This window comes from Paraniabella ginsengisoli, from assembly GCF_022513635.1.
Lineage (GTDB): Bacteria > Bacteroidota > Bacteroidia > Chitinophagales > Chitinophagaceae > Niabella > Niabella ginsengisoli.
Genome location: NZ_JAKWBL010000004.1, coordinates 1,325,846 through 1,344,053 on the forward strand (window position 1 = coordinate 1,325,846; position 18,208 = coordinate 1,344,053).

Annotated in this window: 12 protein-coding genes and 2 tRNA genes; 1 reads left to right on the forward strand and 13 read right to left on the reverse strand. The window is 40.9% G+C overall.

Annotated elements, in window-relative coordinates:
* Positions 1–9 precede the first annotated feature (9 nt).
* From MKP09_RS24530 to MKP09_RS24550, 5 genes are all read right to left on the reverse strand, one after another.
* A tRNA-Phe gene (locus MKP09_RS24530) sits at positions 10–87 on the reverse strand.
* 128 nt (positions 88–215) lie between these two features.
* Positions 216–365, reverse strand: coding sequence for a hypothetical protein (locus MKP09_RS24535; protein WP_240833274.1), 150 nt, complete (start codon positions 363–365; stop codon positions 216–218).
* Between the two features lie 671 nt (positions 366–1,036).
* Positions 1,037–1,282 carry a GIY-YIG nuclease family protein gene (locus tag MKP09_RS24540; protein WP_240833275.1) on the reverse strand — a complete coding sequence of 82 codons (246 nt, stop codon included), beginning with the start codon at positions 1,280–1,282 and terminating at the stop codon, positions 1,037–1,039.
* Between the two features lie 112 nt (positions 1,283–1,394).
* Positions 1,395–1,664, reverse strand: coding sequence for a GIY-YIG nuclease family protein (locus tag MKP09_RS24545; protein ID WP_240833276.1), 270 nt, complete (start codon positions 1,662–1,664; stop codon positions 1,395–1,397).
* Positions 1,665–1,738: 74 nt separating this feature from the next.
* A tRNA-Val gene (locus MKP09_RS24550) sits at positions 1,739–1,813 on the reverse strand.
* Positions 1,814–2,067: 254 nt separating this feature from the next.
* Here MKP09_RS24550 and MKP09_RS24555 point away from each other — a divergent pair.
* Complete coding sequence (locus MKP09_RS24555; protein WP_240833277.1) at positions 2,068–2,616, forward strand: DNA-3-methyladenine glycosylase I; 549 nt, start codon at positions 2,068–2,070, stop codon at positions 2,614–2,616.
* Positions 2,617–2,627: 11 nt separating this feature from the next.
* Here MKP09_RS24555 and MKP09_RS24560 read toward each other — a convergent pair whose 3' ends face one another.
* The 8 genes from MKP09_RS24560 to MKP09_RS24595 form a co-directional block, all read right to left on the reverse strand.
* Entirely contained in the window at positions 2,628–4,379 is a 1,752-nt protein-coding gene (locus tag MKP09_RS24560) for a hypothetical protein (protein WP_240833278.1), read from the reverse strand.
* 9 nt (positions 4,380–4,388) lie between these two features.
* Positions 4,389–6,776: a hypothetical protein gene (locus MKP09_RS24565; protein ID WP_240833279.1), complete on the reverse strand. Its 2,388-nt coding sequence runs from the start codon at positions 6,774–6,776 to the stop codon at positions 4,389–4,391.
* 182 nt (positions 6,777–6,958) lie between these two features.
* Positions 6,959–9,244 carry a hypothetical protein gene (locus tag MKP09_RS24570; RefSeq protein WP_240833280.1) on the reverse strand — a complete coding sequence of 762 codons (2,286 nt, stop codon included), beginning with the start codon at positions 9,242–9,244 and terminating at the stop codon, positions 6,959–6,961.
* Positions 9,245–9,276: 32 nt separating this feature from the next.
* Positions 9,277–10,686: a hypothetical protein gene (locus MKP09_RS24575; RefSeq protein ID WP_240833282.1), complete on the reverse strand. Its 1,410-nt coding sequence runs from the start codon at positions 10,684–10,686 to the stop codon at positions 9,277–9,279.
* A gap of 152 nt (positions 10,687–10,838) precedes the next feature.
* Positions 10,839–12,461 (reverse strand): hypothetical protein, encoded by a 1,623-nt coding sequence (locus MKP09_RS24580; RefSeq protein ID WP_240833284.1) that lies wholly within the window; start codon positions 12,459–12,461, stop codon positions 10,839–10,841.
* 187 nt (positions 12,462–12,648) lie between these two features.
* The gene (locus MKP09_RS24585; RefSeq protein WP_240833286.1) at positions 12,649–16,176 is read right to left on the reverse strand and encodes a DUF6603 domain-containing protein; all 3,528 of its coding nucleotides are present in this window, start codon (positions 16,174–16,176) and stop codon (positions 12,649–12,651) included.
* Positions 16,177–16,213: 37 nt separating this feature from the next.
* Entirely contained in the window at positions 16,214–17,359 is a 1,146-nt protein-coding gene (locus tag MKP09_RS24590) for a metallophosphoesterase family protein (RefSeq protein ID WP_240833287.1), read from the reverse strand.
* Positions 17,356–18,208: metallophosphoesterase family protein (locus MKP09_RS24595; RefSeq protein WP_240833288.1), on the reverse strand; the 853-nt coding region annotated here is incomplete at its 5' end. The genes MKP09_RS24590 and MKP09_RS24595, both read right to left, overlap by 4 nt.

The window sequence follows — 18,208 nt, forward strand, 5'->3', positions numbered from 1 at the left end:
TAATATTGTTGGTGGTGCCTCGCGGATTCGAACCGCAATTTGTAGTTCTTCAAACTACCGCAATAGAACCATCTCTGCCAAAGCACCTTGTTACTTTCAATATAATCCTATAAATCCTCTAAATCGTGGTTCAGTCTTTTACAATAACATCGCCGCTGCATCCTGCGGCGAATGTTGATTGTCCTCTGCACATATATCATTTGTATCTATTATAACTACCAACGGAGCGGCACTTCAGCCGGATGCCTATTGTCGCGTTGATCCTGCATTACGCCTTTGTCAGGCTGATCTTTTTGTGTACCGACAAAAGCAATCTTAATATTTGACAGACTGCCATTGTAATTATTAAAAACATCATAACTCATCTTTTTAGAAACAGAAAACCCGATCTCATCGACCGGGTTCGTATTTATCAGTAATGATATGTTGTCATCTGAAAAATAATTTCCGGTGCGATATGTTGTTGAATCGTATGGTACTAAAAGGCAAGCAACGGCCGTTCAGTAATGGATGTATTACCGTTGCAGCTATCAATAATAGCGACCAACTTCGATGGGTATTTTTGTTGTGTTGTTTACATGAAATCATTTTTTATTTTTCGTTTTATTTTTTCAGCAGGCATAAAAAAACCCCGCTCTTTTGGGCGGGGCGCGTATGTTACCAATGCTTTTGATTTAAAAGTATTCAGCAAGCATATGCGCCCCAGTCCGGCTATAACCCAACGGGCTAAAGCATTCTGTCGAATTTATATGTAGTTCTAAACGGAGCATTTCCTGATTTTTTTGCAAAGTTTGATCTTAATACTGAAAAAGAAAAATGGTAACCCTCTAGCGAAAATATTTTTTCAATATAAGATTTGAATATAATTATTATCGAAGCAGAATTGCCATGAATGAAAGCACAAAGGCTACCGTACAAGGCAAGCATTGCCGCAACTCATGAACTTTGCTTATGGTGCAAGCTTCATTTTTTTATTATTTTGTTGACGCGCCCAAATCGCTAATCGATCCTGACTGAGAAGTTGCGATGCTCTGAATCAAACGCAGCTATCAACTTTTCGATATATACCGGCTTTTTTAGCTTTTATTTCTTTTTCACGTTTCATTGCGGAAGACCTGTCGGTAAAAGTTTCAAAGAACACAATCGTCCAATCATTAGTTTTTCCGGTAAATCCTTTATGATAAGTGTTGTGTTTTCTTAATCGTTCTTCTAACAAACCGCCTGTAAACCCGATGTAATATTTATCAGCAGTTAAGGAAAACAGTATATAGACGTAGAACATACAAAAAAGCCTGCAAATTTTGTGCAACTAAAAAAGCAGCTACAAAATATTTATTGTAACTGCTTCATTAAATGTGGGAGTTGACGGGCTCGAACCGCCGACCACTCCCGGCTTATGAGCCGGGATGCTCTGAACCAAATGCAGCTATCAGCCTTTCAATATATGCCCGACTCTTTTTAGCTTTTATTTCTTTTTCACGTTTCATTGCGGAAGACCTGTCGGTAAATGTTTCAAAGAACACAATCGTCCAATCATTAGTTTTTCCGGTAAATCCTTTATGATGAGTGTTGTGTTTTCTTAATCGTTCTTCCAACAAACCGCCTGTAAACCCGATGTAATATTTATCAGCAGTTAAGGAAAACAGTATATAGACGTAGAACATACAAAAAAGCCTGCAAATTTTGTGCAACTAAAAAAGCAGCTACAAAATATTTATTGTAACTGCTTCATTAAATGTGGGAGTTGACGGGCTCGAACCGCCGACCCTCTGCTTGTAAGGCAGATGCTCTGAACCAACTGAGCTAAACTCCCGATATTTTCAAGCACTGTTGCCGACCACTCCCGGCTTATGAGCCGGGATGCTCTGAACCAACTGAGCTAAACTCCCAATATTTTCAAGCTCCTTTTTCGCCGACCATTTCCGATTTTTAGGTCGGAATGCTCTGAACCAACTGAGCTAAACCCCCTTCTTTTATTAACCTTCGTTCGTAAAAGGGAGTGCAAAAATAAGGGAAGTCTTTTTAATATTCCAAAAAAATCTTGAAAAATTTTATGAATATTGCAGTATGTCAAACTTCTATTGCGATTTTGTAAAAGGTAAAGGAAAAGGAACCGTTCATGAGCATTATCATGACAATGAATATGGGTTTCCATTAAAGTCCGATAACGAATTATTTGCAAGGTTGGTACTTGAAATTAATCAGGCCGGCCTGAGTTGGGAAACCATTTTAAAAAAGAAGGATAATTTTTATAAAGCCTTCAACAACTTCGATATCGAAAAGGTAAGCCGATACACACAGAAGAAATTCGATGTATTAATGCAGGATGCGGGTATCATTCGCAACCGCCTTAAAATAAACGCTGCTATTGAGAATGCTAAAACAATTAAAAGTTTACAAAAAGAATTTGGCTCTTTTCAAAATTGGCTCGATCATCATCACCCCAAAACAAAAGAAGAATGGATGAAGTTATTTAAGAAAACATTCAAATTCACCGGCGGCGAAATTGTAAATGAGTTTTTAATGAGTACCGGATATTTGCCGGGCTGCCATAATGAAACTTGTCCCACTTATAAAAAAATAGCCAAACTAAAACCTATGTGGATGAAGAAGTGAGGAAGCGTTTTTTATATGGAGAGGATCTGGTCAAACATCAAGCCACTCCAGCCTTCACCTTTACCCGTTGTTTTAGAACGGCCAATCCATAAATAAGTTTTGCCATTCAGCCAGCGAGTTCTTTTATACATTCTTTTTACTATAACACCAGCGCGGGGCACTTCTTCTTCTTCTATAAGATGTTTTCCCGGAGGTTGTTCTGTAAGAAATTTGCTGATTGGTATTGGAGCATTAGGTATGCGCGCTCTCTGTAAACGTACTTCCTGTTTGGATGCATCTTTATGAACAGGTACAAATGGTATCCAGTTTTCGGGCACGCTCGTGCCTAATAAATAACGGATTTTTGCTTCGGGATCAGCTGGTGTAAAACTCTGATCAAATCTTTTGGCATTAGCTTTTATCTGTCGGTTACCGCCCGCAGCAGAAGGCACAATACTTTCAATGGCCCATACCATATTTGTCATTTCATCGCGCATGAAGTTGATCTTTTCAAGCGGTTCGCTTTGCTGGATCTTTAATGATGATGGAGCCAGGTAAAAACGGTTTCTCGGCGATGTGAGGTTTTGGCGTTCGGTATGGCGGAAACAGGCAAACTCATGCCAGTTCATTTCCGGATCTTTAAAAGTTGGTTCTACCAGAATATTTTGTCCGAACACATCTGTAACCATAATCCCTTTTATTTCACACAATGTATTAGCCTGCATTTCGTAAGGTAAAACAAACCAGTCATTTGAATAAGTAAGGCCATATTCTGCAACCAGCAGTGATAAAAGGCCGCTGGTTCCTGTCTGAATTTTTCCAAAGTCTACGCGACTGTCTTCCATTTGCCAGAATCTGGGATTAGGCATACCACTGTATTGTAGCGGTGTGGGCATAAATGTTTGTACGATCTCAGTCAGATTATCTTTAGCAGGATTGGTAGTATTCAGTGCTCTTTTGTTTTCATCAAAAGTTGCCCAGTCAATTTTTCCTGAAGCATATTGGTCTGCTTCGAGATGTACCATTTGCCTACCTTCTGGATGTGGCAACTCCATCGAAAAATTATATTCCATACGATTTGGCAGCCACGCATTATCATTTTTACTTTCAGGATATAAATGTTGATACCACTTTTCAAATTGTGGTGCGATCTGTTTAATCAATATTTCCGGCGCCCCTGCTGAAATATCTGGAATGGCATTAACAAAAGATTCGTAGCTGCCATTGCGAATATCTTCTAACAGTAAATAGCCGTCTGGAAAAGTGCTGGCAATGGATTGTGTAAAATAAATGGCTTCACGGTCGTCAGGATGTGCATCTGTCTGAATCGGATACTGGTCTGTAAAATGAATTTGAAATTCCTTTAATCCGGCTTCTTTCAGGAATTTGCAGAACTGCCGTCCCATTTGTACACGAAGATAAAAGTCTGCATCGGGCGCTTCGCTTTCTATCAAAGGTTCTAAAGGCGCGTGGTTTGCATCATACTCAATAGAAGATTTTTCATTGATACTGATAAGCCCTGGCTGTTGCTGTTCAGCAAGAATTTTGGCTTGGTAGGCAGTACCCGCATCTTCGCCCTGAAACTCGCCTAACTGCCATTGCCGTGTAAGCATCCATAAAGGATCTGCAACTTCTGCACGCAATGTTCGGGCAAACTCATCAGTTCGAGGTAAGCCTTCCAAACGGTTCCTGTTAGAAATAAGTGGCTTTACAAACTTATAGTCCGGGAGTTTTGCGTTTACTGTAATCTTTAAGTTGCTGAACTTAGTTAATTCTATAGCCATAAAATTATTTTAATTCCATTTTTTATAAAGCTGCAAATTGGCGGCAGAAGCTACTTGTTGGAACTTGTCGCTCAATAGCAGATAATCGAGAGAGACATTCGCTTCATTAACATCAAAGGAGGCAATTGTCATTGGTAGTAGCACACGAAGTGTGTCATGTTCCATAATATGATCGGGTTCTACAGCTCTTGATTTTGCCCTTCTCAATGTATCAGAAAGAATACCCTGCAACACATCCCAATCCCATTTGCCACTGCCTGTTGGCTCTATTGCTACAATAATACTTTGCGGCGCTGTTGCATTGGGCTGATTATAATGAAATGCAATGCCTGTTACTTCTTCTGCAATTGGTATTTTTTCCGTCCATTCATCAATAATAAATGCGGATTGACTTTGTTTCGTCTCGAAAGCAGTTTCACCAAGAAGAGCCAGCGAGATGGTATCATCCATAATATTAAACGGAGCGCCTTCATATTCTTTTGGAAATTCTAAACCCAGCCAACTATCATTGGGCCGGAACGGGACTTGTGCCATTTGCAGCCGAAGATCTGAATCGCTGATGGCTTCTGCCATTGCACGTACATTCTCAAAACGTGCCACGCCAGTACGTACACGAGCTACAGATTGTAACCAGGATTCTTTCAGAGTTCCCGGATCAAGATCATTTAGTTTTTGATTGTATGCCAATAACTGCGGTTCGTCTGAAAATGTTTTTTGCAGATGTTCTGTATTCGTATATCCGAATTTAGGCAATGGTATGAAGTCTTCACCCAGCAATACTTTCGTGGCTTCTGTGTAAATTTTTATCTTGTTAATGATATTGATTTCTGCTTCCGCAAGATTAAGTTTTGCTTCTGCCTTTTTAATTTTCTCTTCCAGCACTTTCCAGATATTATGAGTTTTCTCCAGCAGCTCTCTTTTATTCTGGCGCGTTACAAAAGTCAGGTTTTCAGGATAGGCTAATTGAACGCCATAATTCGCAGCTGCTATTTGAAATTCGATCATTTCATTGATGGCCTTATCAGATAAGTCCAGTAATTCATACCGTTCTTTTTCGTTTGGATGTGAGGCGACAGCATTAAAAAATTCGGCAATAGTTGATGGATTGAATTCGTCCTTTGGCGTTACTGCTCCTGGTTCGGTTTGACTAAAGTGGCTATGTAAATTAGTAAGTGATTTTAATTGACGACTGATCCTTTCATGCCATTCTTTGTAATCAATTCCTGTATCGTCTGCTGCTGTGTTTACGGTTTTTTGTTTAGAAACGAAATCTTTTGCTGATGCAGCTCTCGTATTACCGATCAATACTTTCAAACTTCGTAACAGTGGATAAACCTGTGCCAGCGCTATTCCCGGCTTAGTGATCCCCTCGGGACTAAAACTAATTTTGACAGAAATAGATTGATCTATTTTTTCAACCTTTCTAAAATAGAACGCAATCCTGCTTTCCAGCTCTGTAGCGCCACCACCCAGATCTTCGGGTATCATGTACACCAGATCTATAGGATGTAGGTTGAGATCTGCAAGGCTAATATTTATCGCATTGGTTGTGTTACCTTTTTCATCAATAGCAGATGCTGTGCAAAGAATATTTTGCGGATCTCCGATCAACTCCGATAACCACAGGTTTAATCCTGGCTCGAATTGTGCCCTTGGTGTTAACTTTTCTGGCCAGCCAATTGCTAGCTTCAGGTCAGGTTCTGTTCTAAAATGAACAGAGATTCGATGGGTGTAAGTAAGTAAGCTCGACCTGGGTGTTTCCGTCACTTGTATTTCCGGAGGTGTGTCAGCCAACAATGTGGCATTAAGAACACCCGCTGTTCTATCCTGGTTTCCCTGTGTAAGCTGATAGGCACTTTCAGCCAAAAGCAGATCGTTACACGCATCAAGGCTGTCAGCCAACTTGTCTTTTATTTTAAGTATTTCTGTAAGATGAGCGGCATTAGGAACAAGGCCGCCTATTTCAGTAACTGTTGCTTTGATGATCTTTAACCCATTAACTACAGGATATGAGTCTATCGTTTCCTGGGCTTCAGCAACTCCCTGTTGTGGAATTGAAATATTTTGTATTTCATACTTATTTCTGAATTCATAGATATACTGATTTAGATTCGCTACACCTTTCGTCGTCGCATCATGAATAGCTCTTTCAAATTGATATCCTAATAAAACTTCAATTGACTGGCCATTACCTACACCTTCCAATAGGCTCAAGGCATTTCGTGTGCGCTCGCTTGAAAGGTTTACTCCAAAAGCTTTTGAGTTGGTTCTTGAAGCGTGGTTCTTATAGCCAGCTAGTAAAAGTCCCATGGCTGTGGCATGGTTTAAAGAAGGTACATGTGTGAAGCCTGCATTTTCTTTAAGTTTAATTGGAGCAATTCCATTGGTAGGGTTCAATTTTTCGGGAATAGATGTTGCAGCGACTGGGATATGTGTTTCCGGCCTTAAATTTTCTATCCATCCATAAGCGCCAACGTAAGCACCTGTTGGCGCGCCAGCTCTATTACTTACAGCTCTCCTGGTAAATAAACCAGTTTCCCAGGCGTCAAGTCGATATGAGCATAAGTCGATAAAATCACTCAGGTTTTTTCAAGTGTTTTTGTAGATAGTTGAGACAAATTATTCATCGCCTTTTTCATTTCTGAAAGTTGTCTATTCTCTATTCCAACATATTCGCTCAACAAATAGTCTCCGATATTTCCACGAATGTTGGCGAATTTTCTATTGTCGAGCTTTTGAGGTTCTCCTCTTAAAAGTTCATAAGAGGTAAGGTCTGGCGCGGCTTTATCAAAATTGTAAAGGCTTTTCTCAAAACTGGTAATACTGATTGGAAGTTTATTTTTAATGTAAAATTTTGTTCCGGCCTGCCGCAATTCTGTAAGCATGGAATGGCGTAACAACATAGCCAATAAGGTTCTGGGCGGTTTGTCGCCATCAAAGTTTACAGACTCAAGCGCAGCGATTGTTGCCTTCTGTGCCATCCATGAGATATAGTTGAGTCCTGATTTTGGTAGTTCAGGGAGATACTCATTTTCTGAGCTGACAACATTGGGTAATACAAGTTTCTTTTCAGAAAGAGTGGTCGTCCAGTTATAAAAGATCATGTTACTGATCAACGGATAAAAGCTATCCTCACCGTAAGCAAAACCTAATGATTTTAGAAATTCAACAATACGATGATTTAATGCTTGTACTTCGTTTTTTAGTCCATTAATATTTATATTTCCTGCTGAATAACTGAAATCAGGAAGATTTGCCAACCGTTGCCTTAACGCCACAGAACCTGAATGCAATCCTAATATTTTGAGCAGGGTTTCTGAGTTGCCGCCATTGCCAATTGCAGGTACTTTGCTGCTTACCATCCCGTCCCAAATTAATTGTAGCCTTCTTAAGCATTCTGTGAGTCCGATATAAAATTTTGATCCTGTTTCTGTCCACCGCGTTAGATCACTGCTAAGCAATATTCCATAAGGTTGATCGCCTACTCTGATGGGAGCAAGTGGGCCGCGCGCTGTTACGTATTTTGTAAAATAATCTCTAATTAAATTGGCGTCAGCTTCTTTAATTGCCGGATCCATCAGCTCGTTAAAGTAATACGATAATGTGGCTGCATATAACGCAGTATTCATCATTAACGCGTTGGCGTGTTCATTTAAGTTGCTATTATTAAGTTCGTGCAGGTTGTTAAGATCAACGCCTAATATTCTTGTAAAAAGATCCAGGTCTGACCCCGATGTTTTTGTTGGTGTTGTGCCAGCGTAATAACCCTTATCTAAATGATCTTCATTCTTTGCATAACCTGATCCATCTTTTTCAGTATTGTTGGTTGGAGTGCCTTGTTTTAAAAACGAAAGTCCTTTTGAAGAGTAATGGTGATTCTCGAACATTTGTTCTAAAATAACTTTTCCATTGTCTGCGTCTGCCGAATGTGCCATTCCCAAAACAGTGATGCGTTCAATACTATTACCGGCGCTGAACATAGCTGGCTGTAGCTGAATCTTCATTCCAAGGCCATTTGTAATAGCTTTGTTGAAATCCTGAAGCCAATCTATATCTTCATTGAACTTTATATCGGTACCTAGTTTTTTTATAGCTTCTTCCGCGGCCATGGGATCAGGACCCAGGAAAACAGTATCCGGAATAATATTTCCGATCTGTTCATAAACAGGCATTTTATTTTTAAAGATGGTTATTACAAATCGATCGGGCAAAGCCTGGGTGCGGGGTGCACGTGTCCACGAATGGTCTTTAATTTCGGGATATACTGGAAATTGAAGCGTTGCAGGCGCTGTAGTATTAATGTCTGCCCAGTTTATGGGCTTTGTACTTTTGGCAACCCAAATGGCCCGCTGTGCGCCGGTAACTGTTTCTTTTAATTTTAGCCAAACATTTTTTCTGGCTTCTTCTTTTTCTGCAGTTGTACCCGCATCAAAACTTGCAATCCCTTTCCAATAAAATTCTCCTGCCTCAATTTCACCCTTCGTCATTGCCGGTTCGTGTGTGTTGGCGTGTATGTCGTCCGGGTAAATGCGTATCCATAATTCAGGAACGGCGCTAACAGGAGGATTTACAAATCTTGTTTCCAAACGAACGGGCAACATAACAACAGGTACTTTTCCATTAAGTTCTTTGGTAAGCACGCGAACATTTAATGCGTGCAATTTTTTTATGGCATCGTTCAGATTTTTGCTGCTTAGTTTTAGATTGCTTTCGGATTCTTTAAGTCGGCCAATAGTAGTTTGCACACCAGCTTCTGCAAGATTCTTTTGTATACCCAGTTTTTCTGAATAGGTATTTTTATCAGACTGGTTGTAATCTGATCTTAATTTTTTTATGATAGCTATTTGCTCCTGAAAACTTGCCATGAGTTCAATGTTTATTTTTCAAAAAGTTATTTTCAGCGTTTAAGTACGTTGGTTTTGTATTGCACGTACTCCTTCATCAGGTTGGTGTTGAATATAATGCCGTTATTCTTTTCAGTGATTTCTTTGTCCAGCATTTCTGTTGCGTGTATAGCCACCATTACCGGCCTTTGCAGCAGTATGGATGCCATATCTGCAGCACTACGTCCCCAGGTTCCTTTTGTGTTTGTGTCTGCTACAGTAAATGCGGATGGTGATTTTTGTCCTGATACAAACGGAATCGTTTCTCCATTGAAATTCTTCCAGGAAAGATCATTCCATGTTAATGAAGTTGGCTTATTAGGATCAAAATTTATATCCATACCAAATCTTGGTTCCCCAGGCACTTCTGCTACAATGAAAAACCAACCTTCTTTATTGCCCGGAAAATCCGTAACGGTTTTAACGCCTGCAGCTTCTTCAATAGTAAGATCAAAGCCAAGAAGTTTAATGTCTGGAGGAAGCTCCGCCTGATACAATGGAAAGCGTACGTGCTTGGCTAAATCAGCTTCGCTCAATTCATCTGGTGGAACGATTTCCCATTTATTTTCTTTCTTGAATGCTTTCTGCGCATAGATAACCGTGTTGGGGAATTTCTTTAACAACTCGCCGCGAATCACAAAAACCAGTTGCTCAGAATCGCCTTCTTTATCACGGGCATTGTTTTTTCCCAGTTTATTAGCGGAAGGCCATTTGTGAATAGGTGCAATATCTTTCAGCGCTTCTGCATCCTGCGAAGTCGCGTCGGGTGTAATGAAACCTTTCACATCCCAAAACTGCCGGAAGTAACTGCCACGCATATCAGTAGGATATTCGCGCCACAATAATTCTCTTCCCATTTCGAAATTCAATCCTGTCATATAAGATTCGATGAATTTTTGATTGGTGCGCAACAGAGAGAATGTGTTAGGTTGAATAAGGTGCAAATTGGGTAATAACAATTCCTTATCTCTATCCACTAATAATTTATAAGTTGGTGCAGGAAAATCAGGATAGGCCATAGCAGGAAGTATATCATCAACCAAAGGCTTCAATACGCCTGCGCCCCAGACAACCATTCCACCAAGCATTTTTTTATAGGCTGTAGAAGGCTTAAGCGCTTCGATGGTTTTGCCGGCGAGTGTTTTGATGTCAGCCACAGGCTTTACTTCCGGAGTTTCTCTGTAGTTAAATCTAACGTTATAATCGGTATATGCTACTTTGTAATTCTGGTTGGCAACATTTATAAAATCAGATGGTTTTATTACATCTGGTCTAACAACGACGTCAGGCCTTACAACCACATCTGGCTTAATGACTACATCCGGTTTGATAACCACATCGGGTTTAATCACAATGCCAGGCCGGATAGTATTGTTGCCGGTTATTATATTGGGCTTTATGGGTGTAACAGGATTTGGCCGCAAAGGCGAGAGGGGAGTGATGGGTCGAAAGATTTGTGGCCTAACAATTCCTGGATTAATCTGCGGATTAATTTGAGGATTTATGGTGCCTGGGCTTAGCGTTCCGGGATTGAATGTTCCGGGATTAAGAGTTCCAGGGTTTACCTGAGTTTTTATTAAAACGTTTTGATTGAAAACCGTGTTCCATGAAGAGATTTTGGGAACCCTCCTGCATATTGCTGTAGGTTAAACATTGAAGTTTTATCAAGATTGGACTGGAGGCTCCATATTTTTAAGTCAGTGATTTTCGAAGGAGCAACGATAGTAGCCAGATCTTGTACAGCAGTAATGCTTTGAAATTTGTCAATAGATGCAGCTGTTATGCCTTTTGTCTTATTGGTATCTTTTACAACTGAAGTGATAGAAATATTAGCGTTTCCGACCTTTTTCAAACCGCGCGCGATAGCTGTGTTAGGCCGCATCACTTTTTGGATGGCCGGCATCAATAAGGCATCGGGTATTTTGCTTTGGGCAATTTGCTTTTTAACAGTCAAACCTGTTGTTAGAATTTTTGAAGAAATGAGACGTGTAAAAGCAAGCACTTGTTCCTGTTCCAATTTTATAACATGCTTGTCAAAAGAGCGATCCATGATGTTACCCATAAGCTGCGCCAGTTTTGCCTTTCTGTTAGCCTCCAGCACATCAGCCAGTTGTTCCCAGGCCTGATCCATAAATTTTTCCTGATCATCCTGAACAGCTTTTACGCCAAAACCCGCTGGCACACGATGGCGCGGATCCCGATTCAGATCATTGTACCAGATATCTGAATTTTCATTAAAGGTTGGAACCACCTTTTCTCCAGGCTTGGCCAGGTTTTTACGCATAGCATGATACATGCCATAAAAAGGAATTGTTACATAAGGATCCTGATCCTGATCTTCTAATTGGATCTTATTTAGATTTACAAGTTTTGCTATTTCTGTATGAAAATCGTTGAGAGTGATATTAGTTGATTCAGCGGTTGGCGCTTTTACGGCACCTTCCAGTAGCACCGAAACCGGATTTGTTGCCGGAATCTCGTCGCTGCTGCCTAATTTAAAATAGCCGGGTTTGGAGCAGTCCATTGGCCTAACGCCAACTCTTTTATCCATCACCCTGGGTTCTATCAATTTTACCAGACTTTCAAAATCGAAATTGGCCCCTGTTCTAAAATGCCAGCGATGATAAACAGGAAGTTCTATTTCAGGTTCTGCTCCGCCCCATGCTGCTTTCTGTGCGGGAATGCCTAAGATAGGTTTGCCCAGGCCTGCCATTCGGCCTGTTTCAAAAGTTGGTACCAAAAAAGCATGGTACATGATATTCGGTTCTAACTGGCGTGGGCAAATCACTCTGCTATATACGCCGTCGGGATCCGCTTTGGCTTGTTTTTTCAGGCTTTCGATATATGCTTCGATGGCTGTTTCATCATTCTGCAAATTGGTATGCATATGTGCCCAAAGATGAAGCTCTGTGATGGGTTGCAATGCATCAATATTCTTTACAAGTATTGATTTTAATGGTGTCTGTAAAGCGGTATCTTCAAATTCAGATTCTTTTAAAACGACTAAACTTAACCAGGGGCGGAGGCTTACATTGTTAGCGCCTGTTGCACTTGCAGGTGTATATCTCCATGGGAAATCTTCGTCATAAAATTCAACATAAGGAAGGTAGTTGGGTTCGAAGTTTGATACACCTGTTCTTGGCTCATTCCTGATGATCATGTCACTGTGAATCCCGATCACATCACCCGGACCGACCAAGGTGAAATTTTGTGTAGGTGCAGGAATGTTATTGTTGAGTGTAATATCTACAACAACATTTGCGCGTTCCAGTTGAGCGCCAGCAGTAGCTCCTAAGGTGTCTTTTTCAGCAATGCTGGCGGCGATGCCTTTTCGTGCCCAGGAAAAAATCTGTATTCTGCAAAACTCATGATGAATATTTTATAGTTTAATCAAGTTCATGAAGGCCAACTACCTGTAGTTTCTCTGCCATCTCTGGTTTCTGTTTTTTTAATGAGTCGAAAGATTGCAGCACTTCTGCATAGCTCCCTGCCCTAAGGTTTTGATCCCATTCTTTCAAATCGTCGTTAGAAGCCAGCGTATATTTTCCTCCCTCAACCTTAGTTGGAACTGGTGCATTTAATTGATTCTTTTTTGAGTTTTTCCAGGAAAGAACCGATTCTGCTGCACCAGCATTGCGCAACATTTTTTTGAAGTTTCTTGAAGGGAGTTTTACGAATTTTTTGAGGCGTAAAGGATTGTCATCATAGGTATAATCAAGTTCGTAATTCAATTCCGAAGGATCAAGTGTTGTGGAGGCGAGCGCGAGATTGCCGGTATCGTTAATAGTTACGCCACTTTCAAGCCTTTCAAATGATTTCCTGGAAAGCTTTTCAGCTTCTGATAAAGACTGGTAATTCCCAACAGCAAACAACTCTTCATTTTTTATAAAAGAAAGTGCCGCACCACCGATCTTAACGTTTGTTATTATAAAATTGGATTCATTTTCATGTAACGGTTTTTTGTTGCCGTATTTTTTAATACTGAAATTTAGTGGCAGCGCCCTTTGACTAAAACTGATCGCACCAAAAGGATGTATCAAAAGGTCAACCTGTTCGTCTTCTAATAAAGTACGCAATGTAACGTGTACATTATTAAAGTCAGGTATGATGGGTTTCCAGTTAGCTGCTTTGCTCAATTCTGAATTAATAAGTGATCTCAGGTCTTCGGTTTCGACGGCGATCTCAGGTTTATTATCTCCCCAGGTTGTTTCGAATCCGATAGTGATTGTTGCGAACAATATTCCGAAGGAAACCTCACCTTCAATATGCCATGGTGTAGGCCCGGAAAGAATGCCGAGGAAGTGAATGCCAAACAGCACACTTTTATTATGTCTTATTGCCAACGTTGCTTCAAGCCGTATGCTAAAACTAAACGGATCAAAAATGAACAGGACATCAAGGCTCAGCATGCCGTACAAGTTAAAGCCCATCGGTCCTTCTGCCAGAAGCTCTGCTTTAGCGCCAAACTGTACGGAGTTTGAAGTAACAGCAAAATAGCATTCAATACCTAATCTCGGATTGTCTCCGCTCAGCAATTGCAAACTGATCCGATCCATTTCGCGGAATGCGCCTGGCAATGTAGGTACGGTTGGGTAGTCTTTAAAATCTGGATGGAAACCGCCAATGCTAAGTCCGAAGGTACTGGCGTCGCCCCATGCTACTACTAACGCCATGCTGCCTGTTAGCGGGAAACCTACCAATTGGGAATCGAACAGCACTGCCTCGAAATACAAAAATTGATTTTGAAAATCGATGACACCTAAGAAGTTTACCTGTATTTTGACCAATGCTGTTTCTTCGGTAGGCAAGGCAAGTTTTACTACGCCAAGTATTATTATTTTAGGATCAGGAAGCTGAAGTATGATGCCGAGTTCAATAGAAATTAGTGTTGGAGTTCCCCAACCAATTTTTCCCATAAGGCCGATCAGGAACGAATCCTGTTGAATCGGGAAAATTTGTTTAATGTCGCTGATAATGCGATTAATGTTTCCCACTACATCTTCAGGAAACAAAATACTTTTGATCGCATTTGTTTTCAGTCCTACACGTAACGCTTCTACTTCGGCTCTTCTGTTGATGCCTAGCAGGCCGCCTACTCCAATCAACGTGAAACCGAAGCCTAACTGAACAGGAGAAAATTCAGCAGTAATAATGATCAACATTGAAAAACCTTTAGACCCATCAGGCATAATGGTGTTGAGGATACCAACTGCCTTGAGATCGAAAAGATTTTTAAAGGATAGTTCGAGCGCACCGAAATATTCACCTTTATCAGGATCAAGGTAAAGAAAACCACCGCCTGTCACTACGCCTGCATTTACGCGAATACCTGCGCCAGTGGGCCATTTGATGCCAGGTTGTAAATCATAACCTAAAATGCCGCCGTTATTGTCAAGCTTGATAGCATTTAAAGTCATGCCCAACCTGCTAATTGTAATTGTAATTACTGAACCCAATTTTAACCAGAAATCAATCGACACTTCCAGTTGAAAATTCTTTAGTTCAGGATCAGCTTTTACAGCTATAGTAAGCATGTCAATACCAACTACATTGCCCAGGTTAAGATGCACGGGCATTTGCTTATTGAAAGCATTTAATAGCTTGGCAACAATTTCTTCGACCGGGCCTCTTGATGCAGGCGTAAGGCTTTTGCTGCCCGCTTTCTCACCAGTTCCGATATTACCATCGCCATCAACAAAAAATCCTTTCTTTTGAGAGAAGCCAATGCCTAACGGGAATTTATCTTTAATATCATCTGGCAACAGATCAAATGGAAAGCCACTAAGATCGCCTTTGCTAAATTCATAATGAATATTCAAAATGCCTTTTACAAGCACATCGTCTGGAGTTACTACTAGGCCTAGTTTTGCTGTGCCAAACGCAAACTTAATAGCTGGCTTATCCAGCAATGCGATCATTTTAGGTTTCTCCGCGTTATAGGCATAGCTTATTAAGAACTTGTTGTTAGTGCCACCTCTTGCTTCAGGTAAAGTGCCGATCCTGAACAACCCATCGCCTGATAATTTGTATTCAATAGTATGTTTATTCTCATCAAAGTTGAAACTTCCGTTTACGTCTGCAGAAAGTTCTGATACAAAAGCAATACCGCCCTGATCTTTGGGTGCGAAAACCATAGTGCCGTAAGCTTTTCCTCCCACAGTTGCTACATCATCAGATCCTGTTGCTCCACTGATCGGTTTTACTTCCACGCCAAATGTCAATGCCCGGTTTGTAATAGCATCTGCAATAGGTGTGGTGGCAGAAGAAACGCCCTCGTAACCATAGTTTGAGCTGATTACTAAGCCGCGAACTCCTTTTGATCTTAAAAAATGATCAAGGTAAAAAAGACCACCTGCAATTACAAGGAAAAGAGAATCAGAAAGGGATGTTGCTCCTTCTGTATCATCAAGCCCTTTTCCAAGTTTATCAAAAAATCCGCCAATATAATCTTTGAGAAAATTAGCTGAACCTCCCGCCGCAACTGCATTTTTATCTAAAGTGTTGAGTAATTCTAACACCGCATGGAAAGCCGGCTCCCGTCGGCGGATATAATCGAGTGTAAGCAGATTAAGTAATGCTGTTACTATTTCACCAACCGTTCTTTCTTCGTCTTCATCACTGGCATTAACAGCCGCACTTATAATGCCTTCAAGGCCCATGATCAGCGAAGTGAGGTCTGCAATAGCCCCCGCAAGTTTAAAAGGATCTACCTCATCATCTTCCTTATCTATATAAGCCTGAAGGCCACCGGTGGCTGGTGCGGATGTGCTGCCGCCGTTGCCAGATACACCCAATGTTCCCAGAAGCTCGTTCCTGGCCTGGTCGTCACTAAACATGTTGATAGCCGGTTTAAGGATATCGTAAAATATTTTCAGTATTTTCTGAAAAAAATCTTCACTGTTTTCATCAGCCATACCGTCGATTTTTAAAAGGTGAGTGATTTGTTTTTTGTTAAGGCAATACGGGTTTGCCTGCTTCGCCTGCCGGTGTTGTCAACGGCACTTCGTAAATCATATTAGGGCCTTTCAGTTCGTGTTTCAATTTCCAATTGCTGCCGTCTGCAGTAAAAGAAATGATGCCAATATTGGACCCCCAACCTATGCGCCGCGTTTTGCCTTCCTTGAACATTTTCTGATGTCGCTGAACCACTTGGAAATAACCTTCTTTGGTCGCATTCGCATTGGCGAGATTTATCTCTGCGGTTACAAAATCGTCTTCTACCGGGCGTTCATCTTTCAATACTTTAAGTCGCCAACGCCAGCCAGGTTCTGGACTTACAGTAGCGCCGGGCGTCCAGCCTTCAATAGGAATCGTTCCAACACCGCCAAATGCAGCATACAAGCGGTGCCTGTTCCTTGCTGTAACACTTCCGTTTTTGGTAACTGTTTTTTCTTTCCACCCAAACTTGGAAATGCTTTCGCCCACATTAGTAAAAATGCGTTGGATGGTAGCGCTTTTGAGAATGGCAACGTTGGACATCCATTCGTTTTTTAACGAACTGGCCGTTAGCTGCACAATGCGGCTGGTTGGCGTATCAGCGTTTTCTTTCCAATAATCCATTACCAATGTAGCGCCATAATGTACATCACCAGAAAGAAGAATTACTTTCTTATAACCATTGAGCTTGCCAATCAATCGTTCGAAGCTTTCTGTATTAAATCCCCATGCTTCATAATCAAAGCCTAATCTTCCACCTATAATACCCGGATTGTTTTCATCATTTTCTGTAAGTGATATAAAGGCCGTTGCTGACGGTTGGATCAACTCTTCAAAATTGGGGAAACCTAATACAGGACAGGGCGAAACAACAAAAATGAATGCTGGGTTATCAGTAAGTGTTGCTGGTGTTTGTGTGGAAAGACTTTCTTCGGAAATAAGTTCTGGCACACTGTTTAAGCCTTCATAAGCTCTTTGTGTGCGGGTATCAAGTACCAATGCATCTACTGATCCCAACTTTACTTTATAATGCCAGTTAACAGTTGTTGCGGTTCCGCTCATTCCCAGCATTGTTTCTATTTTATCACTCACGTCAGTCCGCACGGTGCTAAGATTCCTGTTTTCTGCATGTCGATAACAAAACTCATTAATGTACATCAACAGTTGCGCTTTCTTGCTGGCGCTTCCGATTTCGCTGAAAGTAAGACTGGTGGCCTGCTTGTAGTCATCGGGGAATTTCCCCAGTCCTGGAAAACACTGTATGCCATTATTCCATTTCGAATAATATCCCGGCCAAAAGGTTTGGAAAGTACCTGGTTGTTCCAGCGTTTAGTAATAAACCAATCGTCTGTAATTTCATGATCATCCATGATCATATAAGTAGCTACGTTAGCCAGTATCCGGCTTACATTCGGCAACTTATTCATAAAAGCTGCTATATTGATGATCTCATCGAATAAGCTGGCTTTGATATCACTTAGCCATTTTTTATATTTCTCATCATTATTATCTCTGAATTGCGCTTTAGTAATAGTGTTATCGCTGAAAATATAAGCGTCTGTCGCTCTTATATTTTCATTATCTCTGATGAGATTTACCAGGTTTACATCTGCGTCAACAGCTGCACTGTCTACAAATTTTGTGATGGCCTCGCTGAGCTTTGTATTGAACTCGGGTTTCGAAATATCCGGAATAGCTTTAATAGCACTGTGAAGTTCCCGGTTCCATGATCTTATATTCCAGTAGGTAAGATAAGTAGCACAAAACTCTTCAAATGTCAGCAAATGATTTGCCGCAGCCGAACTTGTAAAACCAGCGTATTTATTTACCAGCCGCTGTCTTAATGTAGGCGGATAGGCGGTTATATCTGTTTCCAGGTCGCGCTCGTTATTATCATCGCCTTTTATTTTCATTTTTTCGCTGGCAGTTGCAGACCAAATACCAACCCCATCAAGACTGCACATATATCTAAGCAGCATAGTAGGCACTTCATCAGCATATATTTGGTCA

Coding starts and splice junctions, on each gene's coding strand:
- MKP09_RS24535 (WP_240833274.1), bottom strand. CDS start 365: ATGAGTTATGATGTTTTTAATAATTACAATGGCAGTCTGTCAAATATT.
- MKP09_RS24540 (WP_240833275.1), bottom strand. CDS start 1,282: ATGTTCTACGTCTATATACTGTTTTCCTTAACTGCTGATAAATATTAC.
- MKP09_RS24545 (WP_240833276.1), bottom strand. CDS start 1,664: ATGTTCTACGTCTATATACTGTTTTCCTTAACTGCTGATAAATATTAC.
- MKP09_RS24555 (WP_240833277.1), top strand. CDS start 2,068: ATGTCAAACTTCTATTGCGATTTTGTAAAAGGTAAAGGAAAAGGAACC.
- MKP09_RS24560 (WP_240833278.1), bottom strand. CDS start 4,379: ATGGCTATAGAATTAACTAAGTTCAGCAACTTAAAGATTACAGTAAAC.
- MKP09_RS24570 (WP_240833280.1), bottom strand. CDS start 9,244: ATGGCAAGTTTTCAGGAGCAAATAGCTATCATAAAAAAATTAAGATCA.
- MKP09_RS24585 (WP_240833286.1), bottom strand. CDS start 16,176: ATGGCTGATGAAAACAGTGAAGATTTTTTTCAGAAAATACTGAAAATA.